Annotated in this window: 16 protein-coding genes; 15 read left to right on the top strand and 1 reads right to left on the bottom strand. The window is 43.9% G+C overall.

Annotated elements, in window-relative coordinates:
* Window positions 1-220 precede the first annotated feature (220 nt).
* The 8 genes from ABE547_RS12830 to ABE547_RS12795 are packed head-to-tail and all read left to right on the top strand — an operon-like array spanning window position 221 to window position 8,086.
* Window positions 221-1,132: a phosphatidylglycerol lysyltransferase domain-containing protein gene (locus ABE547_RS12830; RefSeq protein WP_347379156.1), complete on the top strand. Its 912-nt coding sequence runs from the start codon at window positions 221-223 to the stop codon at window positions 1,130-1,132.
* Between the two features lie 23 nt (window positions 1,133-1,155).
* On the top strand, window positions 1,156-2,343 hold the full coding sequence (locus tag ABE547_RS12825; RefSeq protein ID WP_347379155.1) for a pyridoxal phosphate-dependent aminotransferase: 1,188 nt from the start codon (window positions 1,156-1,158) through the stop codon (window positions 2,341-2,343).
* A 9-nt stretch (window positions 2,344-2,352) separates the two neighbouring features.
* A complete protein-coding gene (hisC, locus tag ABE547_RS12820; protein ID WP_347379154.1) occupies window positions 2,353-3,408 on the top strand; it encodes a histidinol-phosphate transaminase in 1,056 nt (351 codons plus the stop codon).
* A gap of 11 nt (window positions 3,409-3,419) precedes the next feature.
* Window positions 3,420-3,932: a small multi-drug export protein gene (locus tag ABE547_RS12815; protein ID WP_347379153.1), complete on the top strand. Its 513-nt coding sequence runs from the start codon at window positions 3,420-3,422 to the stop codon at window positions 3,930-3,932.
* Between the two features lie 24 nt (window positions 3,933-3,956).
* Window positions 3,957-4,988 (top strand): 3-deoxy-7-phosphoheptulonate synthase, encoded by a 1,032-nt coding sequence (locus tag ABE547_RS12810; protein ID WP_347379152.1) that lies wholly within the window; start codon window positions 3,957-3,959, stop codon window positions 4,986-4,988.
* A gap of 56 nt (window positions 4,989-5,044) precedes the next feature.
* Window positions 5,045-6,004 carry a carbohydrate kinase gene (locus tag ABE547_RS12805; RefSeq protein ID WP_347379151.1) on the top strand — a complete coding sequence of 320 codons (960 nt, stop codon included), beginning with the start codon at window positions 5,045-5,047 and terminating at the stop codon, window positions 6,002-6,004.
* A gap of 7 nt (window positions 6,005-6,011) precedes the next feature.
* Window positions 6,012-7,352 (top strand): Mur ligase family protein, encoded by a 1,341-nt coding sequence (locus tag ABE547_RS12800; RefSeq protein ID WP_347379150.1) that lies wholly within the window; start codon window positions 6,012-6,014, stop codon window positions 7,350-7,352.
* Between the two features lie 14 nt (window positions 7,353-7,366).
* Window positions 7,367-8,086, top strand: a complete 720-nt coding sequence (locus ABE547_RS12795) for a glutamine amidotransferase (RefSeq protein WP_347379158.1) — start codon at window positions 7,367-7,369, stop codon at window positions 8,084-8,086.
* On the opposite strand, the gene ABE547_RS12790 is transcribed toward ABE547_RS12795, so the two are convergent.
* Complete coding sequence (locus ABE547_RS12790; RefSeq protein ID WP_347379149.1) at window positions 8,087-8,434, bottom strand: helix-turn-helix transcriptional regulator; 348 nt, start codon at window positions 8,432-8,434, stop codon at window positions 8,087-8,089. It lies immediately after the preceding gene.
* Window positions 8,435-8,589: 155 nt separating this feature from the next.
* Here ABE547_RS12790 and ABE547_RS12785 point away from each other — a divergent pair, with 155 nt between their 5' ends.
* The 7 genes from ABE547_RS12785 (at window position 8,590) to ABE547_RS12755 (ending at window position 17,388) form a co-directional block, all read left to right on the top strand.
* Window positions 8,590-8,823 carry a hypothetical protein gene (locus tag ABE547_RS12785; RefSeq protein ID WP_347379148.1) on the top strand — a complete coding sequence of 78 codons (234 nt, stop codon included), beginning with the start codon at window positions 8,590-8,592 and terminating at the stop codon, window positions 8,821-8,823.
* Window positions 8,824-8,930: 107 nt separating this feature from the next.
* A complete protein-coding gene (locus tag ABE547_RS12780; RefSeq protein ID WP_347379147.1) occupies window positions 8,931-9,392 on the top strand; it encodes a hypothetical protein in 462 nt (153 codons plus the stop codon).
* A gap of 83 nt (window positions 9,393-9,475) precedes the next feature.
* Window positions 9,476-10,534, top strand: coding sequence for a flavodoxin-dependent (E)-4-hydroxy-3-methylbut-2-enyl-diphosphate synthase (gene ispG, locus ABE547_RS12775; RefSeq protein WP_347379146.1), 1,059 nt, complete (start codon window positions 9,476-9,478; stop codon window positions 10,532-10,534).
* The gene (locus ABE547_RS12770; protein ID WP_347379145.1) at window positions 10,527-15,053 is read left to right on the top strand and encodes a PolC-type DNA polymerase III; all 4,527 of its coding nucleotides are present in this window, start codon (window positions 10,527-10,529) and stop codon (window positions 15,051-15,053) included. Before ispG ends, ABE547_RS12770 begins: the two co-directional genes overlap by 8 nt.
* A 19-nt stretch (window positions 15,054-15,072) precedes the next feature.
* Window positions 15,073-15,936, top strand: a complete 864-nt coding sequence (locus tag ABE547_RS12765; protein WP_347379144.1) for an EamA family transporter — start codon at window positions 15,073-15,075, stop codon at window positions 15,934-15,936.
* Between the two features lie 19 nt (window positions 15,937-15,955).
* A complete protein-coding gene (locus tag ABE547_RS12760; RefSeq protein ID WP_347379143.1) occupies window positions 15,956-16,825 on the top strand; it encodes a DMT family transporter in 870 nt (289 codons plus the stop codon).
* Window positions 16,825-17,388 carry a class I SAM-dependent methyltransferase gene (locus ABE547_RS12755; RefSeq protein WP_347379157.1) on the top strand — a complete coding sequence of 188 codons (564 nt, stop codon included), beginning with the start codon at window positions 16,825-16,827 and terminating at the stop codon, window positions 17,386-17,388. The genes ABE547_RS12760 and ABE547_RS12755 overlap by 1 nt, the downstream gene beginning before the upstream one ends.
* The last annotated feature ends 2 nt before the right edge of the window (window positions 17,389-17,390 follow it).

The raw sequence follows: 17,390 nt of genomic DNA, 5'->3' as shown, positions 1-17,390 counted from the left end.
GTGAACCAGTATATCATGAAGGATAATGTCAAGGTCAGGTAGTATTCTCTTCGAGAATCTCCACCTTTCCCTTGACATTATCTTGGGGGTGAAGTGTTACCAATCATTGACACCTATACACATCCTTGGAATTGTCGTAATTCTGGTTCTTGTAGTCAGGTTTCTCATATGCTATACTAAAAAACATGCAGAGAAAAAGATAAATAAAAGAAGGTAAAATATGGAAGAAGTACAATTTAAACGTGCGCAGCTGGAGGATAAGGAGATCATTACCCGTTATTTTACAAATCATACCAGCAGAAGCTGTGAGAGAACATTTGCCAATGTTTTTCTGTGGTCCAGGAAGTATCCGGTCACATGGGCAATTGTGGAACAGGCGCTTGTATTTAAAAGTGAAGATGAAGAGCATCTGGCATTTGCATTTCCGGCAGGTGAGCCGGAGAATGTGAAGAAAGCGCTGGAAGTACTGATGCAGTACAGTGCACAGAGAAATGTGCCGTTCCAGATGTATAATGTTACTCCGGAGTATTATGCGCAGCTGGAGGAGTGGTATCCCGGAAGATTCCAAATTGAATATGTGCGGGATGATGCAGATTACGTCTATGAATCAGAAAAGCTTGCAACGTTGTCCGGAAAAAAGCTTCACGGAAAAAGAAATCATATTAATAAGTTTAAAGCTACTTATGAGGGACGCTGGAGCTATGAAAAGATGACCAGAGATAATGTGGAAGACTGTTTTCAGATGGCTTTGAAATGGCGTGAGGAAAATGGCTGTGAAGAGGATTCGGAAAAACGAAGTGAGATGTGTGTCACGCTGAATTCACTCAGACTGCTGGAAGAGCTTGAGCTTACAGGAGGCGTCCTCAGAATCGACGATGAGGTTGTTGCTTTTACGATCGGGGAGCCGATCTGTAAGGATACTTTTGTGGTTCACATAGAGAAGGCTTTTGCTGACGTGCAGGGAGCATATCCAATGATCAACCAGCAGTTCGTAGAGCACGAATGTATGAATTATCGATATATTAACCGGGAAGAAGATACAGGTTCTGAGGGACTCAGAAAAGCAAAGTTATCCTATCGTCCGGCATTTATGGTAGAAAAAGGATATGTTACAGAGATTGAATCTGTGTAAGGAATACGAAGGAGGAAAAGACAATGATAGCAGAAAAAATGAAAAATATGGTAGCAAACAGTTCAGCCATCCGTGCGATGTTTGAGGAAGGCAATCGACTTGCAAAAATCTACGGCGCAGAAAATGTGTATGATTTCAGTCTGGGAAACCCGAATGTTCCGGCACCGGAAGCAGTGAAGAAAGCCATTCTTGAATTACTGGATGAGACAGATCCTGTAGTTCTTCATGGATATACAAACAGCAACTGTGGTTATGCAGATGTCAGAGAGGCTGTGGCAGCGTCTTTGAATGAGCGATTCGGAACATCCTTTGAAGGAAAAAATATTGTAATGACAGTCGGAGCCGCAGGAGGACTGAATGTCATTTTGAAGTCACTGATCAATCCGGGAGATGAAGTAATCGCATTTGCACCTTATTTTGGAGAATATCGTTCTTATACTAACAATTATGATGGCGTGCTTGTAGAGATCTCTCCGAATACGGTTGATTTTCAGCCAAAGCTCGATGAATTTGAGCAGAAGATCACACCGAAGACTAAAGCTGTGATTGTAAATACTCCGAATAATCCGACAGGTGTTGTGTATTCGGAGGATACGATTAAAAAGATGGCAGCTATTATGGAGGCGAAGCAGAAAGAATATGGAACAGATATCTTCCTGATCTCTGATGAACCTTATCGTGAGCTTGCTTATGACGGAGTAGAGGTACCATATCTTACCAAGTATTATGCAAATACGATCGTTGGATATTCTTACAGCAAGTCTCTGTCTCTTCCGGGAGAACGTATCGGATATCTGGTAATCCCGGATGAGGTAACAGACAGTGCCGATGTCCTGTCTGCAGCAAATGTTGCAACGAGAATCCTTGGATTCGTTAATGCGCCTACACTTCAGCAGAAAGTAGTTGCAAAGTGTCTGAATGAAAAAACAGATCTCTCTTTCTATGACAGAAACAGAGAAGATCTTTATAACGGCCTGAAAGACTGTGGATTTGAATGTATCAAGCCACAGGGGGCGTTCTATCTTTTTGTGAAATCTCCGATACCGGATGAAAAAGAATTCTGCCAGGCTGCCAAAAAATATAATATACTGATCGTGCCGGGAAGTTCATTTGCCTGCCCGGGATATGTACGACTTGCATACTGTGTATCACATGATACGATCGTGAATTCACTTCCGAAGTTTAAGGAACTGGCAAAAGAATATTTCTAGGAGAGACCGATGAAAGCATACGAAAAAAATATTCGAAAAGTAGAACCTTATGTGCCGGGGGAACAGCCGCAGCACAAAGTGATAAAACTGAATACCAATGAGAATCCCTATCCGCCGGCACCGGGAGTTACAAAGGCACTGGAAGAGATGAATACCGACCGACTCCGGCTGTACCCGGATCCGACAGCCGCACCGCTTGTGGAAGAGCTTGCCGGATTCTATCAGGTGAATCCGGATCAGGTATTTGTAGGAGTTGGCTCGGATGATGTGCTGTCCATGTGTTTTCTGACATTTTTTAATTCCGAAAAACCAATCCTGTTTCCGGATATTACATACTCTTTCTATAAAGTATGGGCGGATCTGTACAGAATACCGTATGAATGTCAGAAACTGGATGAGAATTTCCGGCTGATAAAGGAAGATTATTATAAAGAGAATGGCGGAGTCATCTTTCCAAATCCGAATGCTCCGACCGGAATCTATGAAGAGCTGGATGTTGTGGAGGATATTATCGCGCATAACCGGGATGCGATCGTGATTGTGGATGAAGCATACGTGGATTTTGCAGGGCGCTCTGCGATTGAACTGATCGATAAGTATGACAACCTGATCGTAGTTCAGACGTTTTCAAAAGCAAGATCCATGGCCGGAATGCGAATCGGGTATGCGATCAGTAATCCGACATTGATCCGATATCTGAATGATGCAAAGTATTCATTTAATTCTTATACGATGAATCAGACTTCTCTGGTATGCGGAGTGGAAGCGGTGAAGGATAAGGAATACTTTGAAAATGGGATACGTAAAATTGTAGAGACCAGAGAGTGGGCGAAAGAAGAGTTGAAAAAACTGGGATTTCACTGTCTGGATTCAAAGTCAAATTTTATCTTTGCCATGCATCCGCAGTATGATGCAAAAGAAATGTTTGAAGCTTTAAAGAAGCATGATATCTACGTTCGGTTCTGGGGAAGTGAAAGAATAGAGCAGTATATGCGTATCACGATCGGAACAAGAGAAGAGATGGAAGCATTGTTTGTATTTTTCAGAGAATATATGAAGAAATAAAGGAGTATTTTATGACTGAAAGTTTAGTACAGGGGATTATCAATGCATTGAGTGGAAGTATCAGTAAAGAGGCAATTGTGTTTCTGATATCCATGATCCCGATACTGGAACTCAGAGGGGCACTGCTGGTTGCAGGGCCGATTCTTGGCGTGCCGGTCAGTACGGCAATTCCACTGTGTATTATAGGGAATATTATTCCGGTTCCTTTCATTCTTCTTTTGATTACACCGATCTTTCGGTGGATGAAGGGAACAAAAATATTGAAACCGATGGTTGATCGTCTGGAAACAAAAGCCATGAGTAAAAGTGACAAGATTGAAAAATATGAATTCTGGGGTCTGGTACTTTTTGTAGGGATTCCGCTGCCGGGAACAGGTGCATGGACAGGGTCTCTGATTGCTGCACTTCTGGGAATCAAGTTTAAAAAAGCTTTTCCTGCAGTCATAATCGGAATCTGTATGGCAACAGTGATCATGTGGTTTATATCTTATGTACTTCTTGGAGGCGTGCAATTACTTGGATAAATAATCAGGATGGAGTGAAGAATTATGTCAATGAGAATTAATAAAGAACTCCCGTCACCTGCAGAATTGAAACGGGAGTATCCGTTATCGGATAAACTGAAAGAACTCAAAAACAGAAGAGATGCTGAGATCAGGGATATCTTTACCGGCAAATCAGACAAATTTGTTGTAATCATTGGCCCATGTTCTGCAGATAATGAAGATTCGGTATGTGAATATGTGAACCGTTTGGCGGGAGTGAATGAGAAGGTAAAGGATAAACTGGTTCTGATCCCGAGAATCTACACCAACAAGCCCCGGACAACCGGTGAAGGATATAAAGGTATGCTTCATCAGCCGGATCCGGATAAGGCACCGGATCTGTACGCTGGAATTCTTGCGATTCGTAAGATGCATATTCGTGCTATGGAAGAGACCGGACTGACGGCAGCAGACGAGATGCTGTATCCGGAAAACAGAAGTTATCTGGATGATATTCTTTCCTATGAAGCAATCGGTGCCCGTTCGGTAGAAAATCAGCAGCACAGGCTGACTGCGAGCGGGATGGACATTCCGGTCGGTATGAAAAATCCGACGAGCGGAGATCTGTCTGTAATGCTGAATTCTGTTGTTGCGGCACAGATGGGCCATCGCTTTATCTATCGTGCGACAGATGTTACGACATCCGGAAATGAGCTGGCACATGTCATTCTCCGTGGCGGAGTAGATAAGTACGGAAAATGTATTCCAAACTATCATTATGAAGAGTGTGCAAGATTATATGAACTGTATCAGAAAAAGGATCTGAAGAATCCGGCTGCAATTATAGATGCGAACCATTCAAACTCTGATAAAAAGTATAAGGAGCAGATCCGTATTGTAAGTGAGGTGCTGCATACACGCAGATATAATCCGGATCTGAAGAAACTGATCAAAGGTGTCATGGTTGAGAGTTATCTGGTAGAAGGCAGACAGAATATCTGCGCGAATATGGTATATGGACAGTCGATCACGGATCCATGTATCGGATGGGAAGATACGGAAAAATTAATCTATAAGATTGCCGAAGAATGCTAGGTATACAGAAGAAATATGATATAATAATGAAAATACGTGTATAAGGAGTAATCAATATGGAAAAATTATATGATGTTACCGCATTGGGTGAGATGTTGATCGACTTTACTATGAACGGACAGAGTGAACAGGGCAACAATATGTTTGAGGCTTGTCCGGGAGGAGCACCGTGTAACGTTCTTGCAATGTTGAACAAGCTTGGAAGAAAGACTGCTTTTATCGGAAAAGTAGGAGAAGATCAGTTCGGACGGCTTCTGAAAGATACGATTGAGGAACTGGGAATCGAAACAAAGGGGCTGATCCTTGATCAGGATATCCATACAACACTGGCGTTTGTACATACATTTCCGGATGGGGACAGAGAATTCTCCTTTTACCGTAAGCCGGGAGCAGATATGATGCTGTCTGAAGAAGAGGTGGACTATGATATGATCCGTCAGTCCAGGATCTTCCACTTTGGAACGCTCTCAATGACGGATGAGCCGGTGAGAACTGCAACGAAAAAAGCACTGGATGTTGCGAAAGAGGCAGGTTGTCTGATTACGTTTGACCCTAACTTACGTCCGCCGCTCTGGGATTCTCTGGAGGAAGCAAAGAAACAGATGGAATACGGTTTCCGGTATTGTGATGTGTTGAAGATCTCTGATAATGAGATTCAGTTTATATCCGGAATGGAAGATTATGATGACGGAATTCACTATCTGCAGGAAAAATATCAGATTCCGTTGATCTTCCTGACGATGGGAAAGGAAGGAAGCCGTGCATATTATAAGGATATGCGGGTAGAACGTGACGGATTCCAGGTAAAAGCGATTGAAACGACCGGCGCCGGCGATACATTCTGCGGTTGCGCAATTCATGGTGTGCTTACACATGGACTGGAAGGCATGACAGAGGAGGTTCTGGGAGATATCCTGACTTATGCGAATGCAGGAGCTGCTCTGATCACTATGAAGAAGGGCGCAATTCGCTCTATGCCGGATCCGGAAAAAGTTACAGAATTAATAAAAGGATAGTTGCTATATGAGATTACGTAGAATGCTGGCCGTATGGGCGGCAAAGATCAGTGAAAAAGCCAGTGTCCATATCTTTCACCGTCAGGGTGTGACATGGGCCGGAAAGATTGCACTTAAGATCGATCCGAACATCTTGAAAGAACTGGCCGGTCAGGTAAAAAAGGATATTTTTATCGTATGCGGTACCAATGGAAAGACCACGACTAATAATATGTTGTGTGCTGCACTGGAAAAAGAAGGCTATCGGGTGGTCTGCAACCATACCGGTTCGAACATGCTCAATGGAGTGGCAGCTGCTTTTGCACTGAGTGCCGGTCCGGGAGGTAATTTAGACGCGGATTATGCCTGCATTGAGATTGATGAGGCCTCTACGAGAAGAGTATTTCCGCATTTTAAACCGGATTATATGGTGCTTACCAATCTGTTCCGGGATCAGCTTGATCGTTATGGCGAGATTGATATTACAATGAATATCCTGAAGGAAGTGATGCAGAGTGCACCTGAGATGAAAGTGATCGTCAACGGAGATGATGCGTTGTTTGCATATCTTGCCATGGACAGTGGTAATCCGTATATTACCTACGGAATCAGTGAAAAAGTGCTGGATGATAAGGATTCCCATGAGATCAGGGAAGGAAGGTTCTGTAAAAAATGCGGAGCACAGCTTGAATATCATTTTTATCATTACAGCCAGCTGGGTGATTATGTCTGCACAAACTGTGATTTTAAGAGGCCGGAGATTCAGTATGATGCTTCCGCAATAGAGCTCAGCGATCATCTTGCATTTCGGGTGGAAGGCCGAAGATTTGAAGCGAATTACAAAGGATTCTATAATGTATATAATATTCTTGCGGCATATGCGGCAGGAAGAACCGGCGGATTGTCTCTGACACATTTTCAGGACATGCTGTCCGGGTTTAATCCGGAAAACGGACGTATGGAACAGTTTCGCTTGAAGGATACGAAGGTAGTATTGAACCTGGCAAAAAATCCGGCAGGATTCAATCAGAATATTTCTGCGGTTATGCAGGATGAGACACTGAAAGACGTTATTATTGTGATCAACGATAATGCCCAGGACGGAACAGACGTGTCCTGGCTCTGGGATGTTGATTTTGATCGGTTTAAAGGGGCAAATGTGAATTCCATCACGGTCAGCGGAATCCGTTGTCAGGATATGCGTCTTCGTATGAAATATGTGGATATTCCGTCCATGCTGGAGGCAGATGTGGAAAAAGCAATCTGTGAAAGAGTGGAAAATGGCTGCGGCAATCTGTATGTGCTGGTGAATTATACGGCACTGTTCAGTACTCGTAATGTATTAAAGAGACTGGAGGGAACGTATTAATGGAAAAAAAGGACATGAAGATTACAATCGGACATCTTTATCCGGATCTTCTGAATCTTTATGGAGACCGTGGAAATATTGCCTGCCTGATGCAGCGCTGTATCTGGAGAGGGATTGATGCTGAGACGATAGAATTTAACACCGGAGATGTGATAGATTTTTCAAAACTGGATATTGTACTTCTGGGAGGCGGTTCTGACCGTGAGCAGGCGATCGTCTGCAAAAATCTTCTGGAAATAAGAGAACAGTTCAGGGAATATGTGGAAGATAACGGTGTTGTAATCGCAGTTTGCGGAGGATATCAGCTGCTCGGGAAGTATTATAAAACAGATGCCGGTATGATAGAGGGATTGAATCTGGTGGATATCTATACCGAGCAGGAAGAAGGACGCCTGATTGATAACATTGTGCTCAAAAGCCAACTGGTGGATATGCCGGTAGTGGGATTCGAGAATCATGGAGGCAGAACGTACCTGAACGATAATCAGCCGTTTGGAAAGGTTTTATATGGTTCCGGGAATGACGGGAAAAGCGGATATGAAGGAGTGGTATATAAAAATGTAATCGGAACATACCTTCATGGTCCTCTGCTTCCGAAAAATCCACAGATCAGTGATTATCTGATCCGGAAAGCACTTGAAAGAAAGTATGGACCTGTAGAGTTAACACCTCTGGATGACAGTCAGGAGAAAGAGGCCAATGACTATATATACCACAGATTTGTAAAAGAATAATCATGAGTGTGATTTGTTGTCACGCAATTCCAGAAGACTCGAATATTCCAGCAGATCTTTTCTGGAACGTGGAGACAGGCGATGGTATCTGGATAATAAAGCGCTCTCTTCATCAGACAGTGTGCTGTTCTGAGACGGCGTGATCTGGATGAATTCATCATCGAGAAGATAGTCTACAGAGACATGAAAGAGATTGGCAATTGCCGTCAGCTTTTCGTGAGAGGGCTGGCGGTTCTTTGTCTCATAGCCCGCGATTGTGGAACGTGCTACATTCAGGCGTTTTGCAACATATTCCTGAGTCATTTCATTTTCAAGACGCAATCTTTTTAATTTCTCTGCAAATGACATAGCTGTTACCTCCTCGTTTGTTTGGTATATTTTACCAATTGTTGCGTTATACAACATAAAAAGTGTCAAATATCAACAAAGTGTTGCGTATGAGTCGCGGATTGGAACAGAAGTGTGAGCACATGTTATCAGACTGGAAAAAGGAGTGCATTCAGATGAGAATTGAACGATTTAAAATGGAAAGAGAAGGACTTGTGGAAGAAGGACAGGAAGTAGTGATCAGTGAAAGAAGTGCCGTGACGGGACAGTATACTTATCTGGTGGAACCATCTGTCGCAATGTCCGGAATTTACAGGACCAGACAGAGAATCAGATCCCGCAAAGGGAAGATACAGAAAATAGAAAAAACGCAGAGAGGTTATTATCTGCTTGTAGAGCTGGATGAGTGACAGATATGAAACATCTTTTGAGCCGTTGACACTGATCGGAAAAGTTCATATAATTTATGGTGAAGAGATTCTTCTTGAAAAAGAATAGAAAGAAAGGAAACGGATAGATGATAATTGCAAAAAATGATGAGGCTAAAAGAAGTAAAATATGGATGATCGTTACGACGGTCTCATCTGTCCTGGTCATAGTGATCGCGATATTTCTTTTGACAAAGATGTTTACCGGTAATCCACTGGAAGGAAGATGGGCAGATGAAGACGGCAATATGAATCTTACAATTGAAAGGGATGGTTCTGTTGTTGTGAATCTTCCGGAGATCGGTGAGGAAGACAGCATAGATGTTGTAATGGAGTATACCCTGGATATGAATGAAAAGACGATTACCATTAAAGAAGATGAAGAAGCGCTCAGGGAGATTGCAGAGCAGTCAGACGGACAATATACAGAGGAAACACTGAAAAATGCAGTCAGTCCGATAGTAACTACGTTTGATTATAGTGTAGAGCAGGATCAACTGATATTGACGGAGCGAGAATTCGGTGATCAGATGATATTCATAAAAGAGTAAAAGTAATACACCCCTCTGTGTCCACCCGGTTGATCAGGTGGCTGCCGGAGGGGTATTTCACTGCTGAAAGGAAAAGGTGTGATATGATGAAAAGAAGCGCGACAAAAAGGGTGCAGATTGGAAATGTATGGATCGGCGGCGGTGCGCCGATTGCGATTCAGTCTATGACAAATACCAGAACAGAAGATGCAGAAGCGACTATTGCACAGATTCTGTCTCTTGAGAAAGCCGGATGTGAGATCATTCGCTGCGCGGTTCCTACAGAGGAAGCGGCAAAAAGCATCAGGAGAATCAAAGAAAAGATTCATATTCCTCTGGTGGCAGATATTCATTTTGATTACCGGCTGGCAATTGCGGCAATTGAAAATGGAGCAGATAAGATCAGGATCAATCCGGGTAATATCGGAGATGAGAGCCGGGTAAGGGCCGTCGTAGAGAAAGCAAAAGAATATGGAGTCCCGATCCGTGTAGGTGTAAACAGCGGTTCACTGGAAAAAGTTCTGGTTGAAAAATATGGTGGTGTGACAGCTGAAGGTCTGGTGGAGAGTGCCATGGATAAGGTACGGATGATCGAGCGTATGGGATACGATAATCTGGTTGTAAGTATCAAGTCATCCGATGTCATGATGTGTGTGAAGGCACATGAATTGATCGCAGAAGAATGTCCATATCCGCTTCATGTCGGAATTACAGAATCCGGAACACTGCTTGCAGGTAACATTAAGTCATCCATCGGTCTCGGACTGATCCTGAATCAGGGAATCGGTGATACGATTCGTGTATCCCTGACGGGCGATCCGGCAGAAGAGATCAAATCTGCAAAGCTGATCCTTCGGACACTGGGACTTCGCAAAGGTGGAATAGAAGTGGTATCCTGTCCTACCTGCGGACGTACAAAGATCGATCTGATCGGTCTTGCCAATCAGGTAGAAGAGATGGTGCAGGACATTCCTCTGGATATAAAGGTTGCAGTTATGGGATGCGTGGTGAACGGCCCGGGTGAGGCAAAGGAAGCGGACATCGGAATTGCAGGCGGAATCGGAGAAGGACTGCTGATAAAAAAAGGCGAAATTGTAAAAAAGGTAAAAGAAGATCAGTTATTAGAAACATTGAGACAGGAGTTGTTGCACTGGAATGAGTAAACCATTCTTTGAAGTATTTCCGACATTACAACTGAATGATGAGAATCGACTGATGCTTGAAGGAGTTGAAGTGACAAAGGTTACCACAAATTCCAACCGTGATTATATTAAAGTGTATCTGTACAGCAGGCATCTGATTCAGAAGAAACAGATCTATGAGACAGAGCGTATGCTGAAGGAACAGCTGTTTGGAAAGAGCCGTGTACAGATATCCATTCAGGAACAGTATGAGTTGTCGGAACAGTATACACCGGAAAATCTGATGGATGAGTATTATGACAGTCTGCTTCTGGAGCTGGATCAGAAAAGTGTGGTCGAAAGAAGTATGCTTCAGAGCGCAGAGTATGAATTTACAGACGGGAATATTCTCTGCCTGAAACTGATAGATTCTATTGTGGCTCAGGGAAAGAAAGACGATCTGTCTTCCTATCTGACGGAAGTGTTCCGGGACAGATTTCAGCGTCCGATTGAAGTGAGAGTCCTGTATGAAAAACCAAAAGAGAGCAAGCTGAAGTATAACGAGATAAAGCTTCGGCAGGAAGTAGATGCGATTCTGGAACAATCGGCAGTGGTTCGTGAAGAAAAGGAACAGAAACGCAGAGAAAAAGAAGAAAAATCAGAAAAGAAGCAGAAAGATCAGAAGGCAGTTGTCAGCGTCTCTTCCGGTGCATCCGGCGGTTCCGGAAAAGGGTTTGGCGGATTTGGGAAGAAGGAGGGATATTCTTATTCCAGAAAAGCTTCCGATGATCCGAATCTGATCTACGGACGTGATTTTGATGATGAAACGATCGAACTTAAAAATGTTGTCGGTGAGATGGGTGAGATCGTGATCCGCGGTAAGGTCATCAGTTTTGATACGCGTGAGATCCGCAATGAAAAAACGATTATTATGTTTGCTGTGACAGATTTTACGGATACGATCATGGTAAAGATGTTTGTGAGAAATGATCAGCTTGCAGACATACTTGGTGACATCAAACCAGGCGCTTTTCTGAAGATCAAAGGAGTTACAACGATTGACAGATTTGATGCGGAACTGACGATCGGATCAGTTGTGGGAATCAAAAAGATCAATGATTTTACAGTAGCCAGAGTAGATACCTCACCGGAAAAGCGTGTGGAACTCCACTGTCATACCAAGATGAGTGATATGGATGGCGTCTCAGATGTAGGGGCATTGTTAAAACGTGCGCATGACTGGGGACACAAAGCACTTGCGATTACCGACCATGGTGTGGTACAGGCATTTACGGATGCCAATCATTATGTGGAGAATCTGGATAAAGATGATCCGTTCAAGGTGATCTATGGGGTGGAAGGTTATCTGGTAGATGATCTTACGGATGTGGCTGTGAATGAAAAAGGACAGTCGCTGGAAGGAACTTATGTGGTATTTGACCTGGAAACGACCGGATTCAGCCCGATCAAGGACAAGATCATAGAGATCGGAGCGGTAAAAGTGGAACAGGGCCAGATTACCGAGAAGTTCAGCACGTTTGTGAATCCGAAGGTTCCGATTCCGTTTCAGATTACACAGCTGACCAGTATTACAGATCAGATGGTGATGGATGCGCCGGATATCGAGACGATTCTTCCGCAGTTCCTTGCGTTTGTGGGAGATGCGGTACTGGTAGCACACAATGCTTCCTTCGACGTAAGCTTCATTGAGCAGAACTGCAGGTATCAGGACATTCAGCCGGATTTTACTTCCGTGGATACGGTAGCACTGGCCAGGATCCTGCTTCCTACATTGTCAAAATATAAGCTGAATGTCGTTGCAAACGCATTACATATTTCTCTGGAAAATCATCATCGTGCTGTAGACGATGCGGGTGCGACCGCAGAGATTTTTGTCAAATTTGTGGAAATGCTGCGAGAGCGCGGCATCAATGATCTGACGAAACTGAACCAGTTTGGAGCACACAATGCGGATGCAGTAAAAAAGCTTCCGTCGTATCACGTGATCATTCTTGCGCAGAATGAGGTGGGACGTGTGAATCTGTATACGCTGATCTCCAAATCTCATCTGGATTACTATGCCAGAAGGCCAAGAATTCCGAAAAGTGAGCTGTCAAAATATCGGGAAGGTCTGCTGGTCGGAAGCGCCTGTGAGGCGGGAGAGCTTTACCAGGCAATTCTGAATGATAAATCAGAAGAAAGAATTGCAAGGATCGTTAATTTTTATGATTATCTGGAGATACAACCGCTTGGCAATAACCGTTTCATGATTGCCAGTGAGAAGATCACAAAAGTACAAAATGAAGAAGATCTCAAAGAGATTAACCGTAAGATTATTCAACTGGGTGAAAAGTTCAACAAACCTGTGGTAGGAACCTGCGACGTACATTTCATGGATCCGGAAGATGAGGTGTACCGGCGCATTATTATGGCCGGAAAAGGATTCAGTGACGCAGACGAGCAGGCACCGCTGTATCTGCGTACAACGGATGAAATGCTGGAAGAGTTTGAATATCTTGGGTCTGCAAAAGCAAAGGAGATTGTAATCGATAATCCCAACAAGATTGCAGATATGATTGAGAAGATCACACCGGTCCGTCCGGATAAATGTCCGCCGGTCATCCCGGATTCAGATAAGATGTTAAGAGAGATCTGTTATAATAAAGCACATTCCATGTATGGAGAAAATCTGCCTGAAGTGGTTACAGAACGACTGGAAAGGGAGCTGAATTCCATTATATCCAACGGATTTGCCGTGATGTATATCATTGCACAGAAACTGGTGTGGAAATCTGTAGAAGATGGATACCTGGTAGGATCCAGAGGATCTGTCGGGTCTTCTTTTGTTGCCACAATGGCAGGAATCACGGAGGTTAATCCGCTAAGCCCGCATTATTACTGTAAAAAATGCCATTACAGTGACTTTGATTCGGAAGAGGTAAAGGCATTTGCAGGCGGATGCGGATGGGACATGCCGGATAAGGTGTGTCCGGTATGCGGCGAAAAGCTTACCAAGGATGGATTTGACATCCCCTTCGAGACGTTCCTGGGATTCAAGGGGAATAAGGAGCCGGATATCGACCTTAACTTTTCAGGTGATTATCAAAGTAACGCGCACAAGTATACGGAAGTCATCTTCGGAGCCGGACAGACATTCCGGGCCGGAACGGTCGGAACACTGGCTGATAAGACGGCTTTTGGATATGTAAAGAATTATTTTGAAGAACGTGGGCAGAGAAAGAGAAAATGTGAGATTGACCGTATCGTTCTTGGATGTACCGGAATCCGAAGGAGTACGGGACAGCATCCGGGAGGTATCATTGTACTTCCGCTGGGCGAGGAGATCAATTCCTTTACACCGGTGCAGCACCCTGCCAATGATACAACAACTGATATTATCACTACTCACTTTGATTATCATTCCATCGACCATAACCTGTTAAAGCTTGATATTCTGGGACATGATGATCCGACGATGATCAAAACACTGGAAGAGTATATCAGTTCGCCGGAAATGGATAATGAATATAATGAGACAGATAACCGTTTTGATGCAACAAAGATTCCACTGGATGATAAGGATGTTATGGCTTTGTTTCATGGGACGGAAGTACTGGGGATCACTCCTGATGATATCGGAGGGTGTCCGGTCGGATGTCTTGGCATTCCGGAGTTTGGTACGGACTTTGTTATCCAGATGGTGGTGGATACCAAACCGCAGACTATCTCAGATCTGATCCGTATCTCGGGATTGTCCCATGGAACGGATGTGTGGCTGAACAATGCACAGGAACTGATCAAGAGTGGAAAAGCAACGATTTCCACAGCTATCTGTACACGAGATGATATTATGACATATCTGATCAATAAAGGGATGGACAGCGAAGAATCCTTTACTATCATGGAACGCGTCCGTAAAGGAGCTGTGGCAAAGGGGAAATGTAAAGAATGGCCGGAATTTAAGAAGGATATGACAGAGCATGGTGTGCCGGACTGGTATATCTGGTCCTGTGAAAAGATCAAATACATGTTCCCGAAAGCGCATGCGGCGGCATATGTCATGATGGCTTATCGAATTGCTTATTGTAAGATCAATTATCCGCTGGCATATTATGGGGCTTATTTTGGAATACGTGCAGATGCATTTTCCTATGAGATCATGTGTCAGGGAAAAGAAAAACTGCAGTATTATATCGATGATTATAACCGGAGATCTGCGACACTCAGCAAGAAAGAACAGGATACCATGAAAGACATGCATATCGTACAGGAGATGTATGCCAGAGGTTATGAGTTCGAGCCGTTGGATATCTACAGGGCGCAGGCAACGAAGTTCCTGATCGTAGACGGAAAATTGATGCCGCCGCTTTCGAGTATTGACGGTATGGGAGAAAAGGCGGCCGAAGCAGTTCAGGAGGCCTCAAAAGATGGAAAATATCTGTCTCTTGATGACTTCCGTCAGAGAACCAAGGCGAGCAAAACAGTCATTGATTATATGGTGGAGCTGGGGATTCTGGCAGACCTTCCGGCTTCGAACCAGTTATCGCTTTTCGATTTTTAAAGAATGAGGAGGAATGAATATGTGGTTATTGTTTGCGGTAGGATCATCTTTTTTTGCAGGAATAACGGCAATTCTTGTGAAAATCGGAGTGCAGGATACGGACTCACATCTGCTGACAGCGCTTCGAACGGTCGTTGTGCTGATCTTTTCGTGGCTGATGGTTTTTCTTGTGGGATCACAGGGATCGATACAGGATGTATCGGCGAAAACAATGGTGTTTCTGTGTGTCTCCGGTGTGACGACGGGCGCTTCCTGGATCTGTTATTTTCATGCATTGCAGATCGGTGATATCAATAAAGTGGTTCCGATCGACAAGTCCAGCGTAGTGCTGACTATTCTTCTGGGAGTTCTTTTTCTGGGAGAACCTATGAATATGCTGAAGGCTGTCTGTGTGATACTGATTGCAGCAGGAACGCATCTGATGATTGAAAAAAAGGATACCTCCAAAGAAAATTCAAAGAATGCAAGAAGTGCATTGATCTATGCGGCATTGTCAGCAATATTTGCCTCTCTGACGGCAATTCTGAGTAAGATTGGAATTGTCGGAATTGAATCCAATCTGGGAACGGCAATCCGGACGATCGTTGTACTGATCATGGCATGGATGATCGTTCTGGCAGGTGGAAAGCAGAAACAGATCAAAGAAATCACAAAGAAGAGCTGGCTCTTTATCGTATTGTCGGGGATTGCAACCGGAATGTCCTGGCTGTGTTATTACCGTGCGCTTCAGGACGGTCCGGTCAGCGTTGTGCTTCCGATTGACAAGCTGAGCATTCTGGTTTCTATTGGATTTGCCTATGTGGTGTTCGGAGAGAAACTTACCAGAAAGTCAGCGACAGGTCTCGCGCTGATTGTCGCGGGAACACTGGGAATGGTGATATAGAAAAGAGGGTACAGAAAATATGAAACTGAAAAAACAATACAAAGGTATCTTTTATATCGTCATATCGGCATTTTGTTTTGCGCTCATGAACATGTTTGTACGCATGGCAGGCGACCTGCCGTCTGTACAGAAAAGCTTTTTCCGGAATCTGGTGGCAGCAGTTTTTGCCGCTATCATTCTGGTGAGGGAAAAAGCATCATTTCGATGTGAGAGAGAAAACATGATCTGCCTGCTTTTGAGATCGATCTTTGGAACCATCGGAATCTTGTGCAACTTTTATGCGGTGGATCATCTGGTACTTGCAGACGCTTCGATGCTGAACAAGATGTCCCCGTTTTTTGCGGTTATTTTCAGTTATCTGATCCTAAAAGAAAAAGTAACATGGAATCAGGCGCTGATCGTAATCGGAGCTTTTGTGGGAAGTTTATTTGTAATCAAGCCTACTATAACGAACATGGATCTGGTTCCGTCACTCATAGGTCTTCTGGGCGGAATCTGTGCAGGCGCGGCCTATACGATGGTAAGAAAACTTGGTGAGCTGGGAGAAAAGGGACCATTTATTGTGTTTTTTTTCTCTGCATTTTCCTGCCTTTCGGTACTGCCTTATCTGATCTTTCATTACCATCCTATGACGGGAATGCAGATTGCGGTTCTTCTCCTGGCAGGGCTTTCTGCTGCGGGAGGACAGTTTTCCATTACGGCAGCCTACTGTTATGCACCGGCGAGGGAGATATCGGTATTTGACTATTCCCAGATTATCTTCTCTTCGATATTGGGTTTTTTTGTGTTCGGACAGATACCGGATGCTCTCAGCTGGCTGGGATATGGAATCATTCTTGCCATGGCGGTGTTGATGTTTTTTTATAATAAACGGAGAGGAGAAGCATGATGAAGCAATCGCAGATCACGTTCTGGTGCCATGAGGTCATCCGGTCACAGGCGGTGCGGGAAGGTTTTTATATTGACGCTACCATGGGAAAAGGAAATGATACTTTATTCTTATGTGAACTTGCCGGAGAGAAGGGGCATGTGCTGGCAATGGACATTCAGGAAGAAGCAATATGCGCTACCAGAGAGCTGCTGGAAATGCATCATTGCCTGGAAACGGCAGAACTGGTAAAGGATGGTCATGAGCATATGGATCGATATGCCAGTGATGATTCTGCAGATGTAATCTGCTTTAACTTCGGATATCTTCCCGGAGGAGATCATCAGATTGCAACGAAAGCCAGGACCAGCGTGCCAGCAATAAAAAAAGGACTTGAAATTCTGAAAAAAGGCGGAATGATGAGTCTTTGTATCTATAGCGGAGGAGATACCGGATATGAAGAGAAAGAGGCAATACTTCGATTTCTGAAGGAGCTTCCGTCAAGAGAGTATACGGTGATCGCCAATGAGTACTATAACCGGAGAAATGATCCTCCGATGCCGGTATTTGTATTTAAAGGATAGTT

The organism is Dorea sp. YH-dor226 (assembly GCF_039832105.1).
Taxonomy (GTDB): Bacteria; Bacillota; Clostridia; order Lachnospirales; family Lachnospiraceae; genus Dorea_A.
The sequence above is the reverse complement of the archived record's forward strand: the minus strand, read 5'-3'. Positions and strand labels throughout refer to the sequence as shown.

Excerpts from the sequence above, each read along its gene's own strand:
- ABE547_RS12790 (WP_347379149.1), bottom strand. The coding sequence starts at position 8,434 with ATGTCATTTGCAGAGAAATTAAAAAGATTGCGTCTTGAAAATGAAATG.
- ABE547_RS12815 (WP_347379153.1), top strand. The coding sequence starts at position 3,420 with ATGACTGAAAGTTTAGTACAGGGGATTATCAATGCATTGAGTGGAAGT.
- ABE547_RS12760 (WP_347379143.1), top strand. The coding sequence starts at position 15,956 with ATGAAACTGAAAAAACAATACAAAGGTATCTTTTATATCGTCATATCG.
- ABE547_RS12770 (WP_347379145.1), top strand. The coding sequence starts at position 10,527 with ATGAGTAAACCATTCTTTGAAGTATTTCCGACATTACAACTGAATGAT.
- ABE547_RS12805 (WP_347379151.1), top strand. The coding sequence starts at position 5,045 with ATGGAAAAATTATATGATGTTACCGCATTGGGTGAGATGTTGATCGAC.
- ispG (WP_347379146.1), top strand. The coding sequence starts at position 9,476 with ATGATGAAAAGAAGCGCGACAAAAAGGGTGCAGATTGGAAATGTATGG.
- hisC (WP_347379154.1), top strand. The coding sequence starts at position 2,353 with ATGAAAGCATACGAAAAAAATATTCGAAAAGTAGAACCTTATGTGCCG.
- ABE547_RS12785 (WP_347379148.1), top strand. The coding sequence starts at position 8,590 with ATGAGAATTGAACGATTTAAAATGGAAAGAGAAGGACTTGTGGAAGAA.
- ABE547_RS12830 (WP_347379156.1), top strand. The coding sequence starts at position 221 with ATGGAAGAAGTACAATTTAAACGTGCGCAGCTGGAGGATAAGGAGATC.
- ABE547_RS12765 (WP_347379144.1), top strand. The coding sequence starts at position 15,073 with ATGTGGTTATTGTTTGCGGTAGGATCATCTTTTTTTGCAGGAATAACG.
- ABE547_RS12800 (WP_347379150.1), top strand. The coding sequence starts at position 6,012 with ATGAGATTACGTAGAATGCTGGCCGTATGGGCGGCAAAGATCAGTGAA.
- ABE547_RS12825 (WP_347379155.1), top strand. The coding sequence starts at position 1,156 with ATGATAGCAGAAAAAATGAAAAATATGGTAGCAAACAGTTCAGCCATC.
- ABE547_RS12810 (WP_347379152.1), top strand. The coding sequence starts at position 3,957 with ATGTCAATGAGAATTAATAAAGAACTCCCGTCACCTGCAGAATTGAAA.
- ABE547_RS12780 (WP_347379147.1), top strand. The coding sequence starts at position 8,931 with ATGATAATTGCAAAAAATGATGAGGCTAAAAGAAGTAAAATATGGATG.
- ABE547_RS12795 (WP_347379158.1), top strand. The coding sequence starts at position 7,367 with ATGAAGATTACAATCGGACATCTTTATCCGGATCTTCTGAATCTTTAT.
- ABE547_RS12755 (WP_347379157.1), top strand. The coding sequence starts at position 16,825 with ATGAAGCAATCGCAGATCACGTTCTGGTGCCATGAGGTCATCCGGTCA.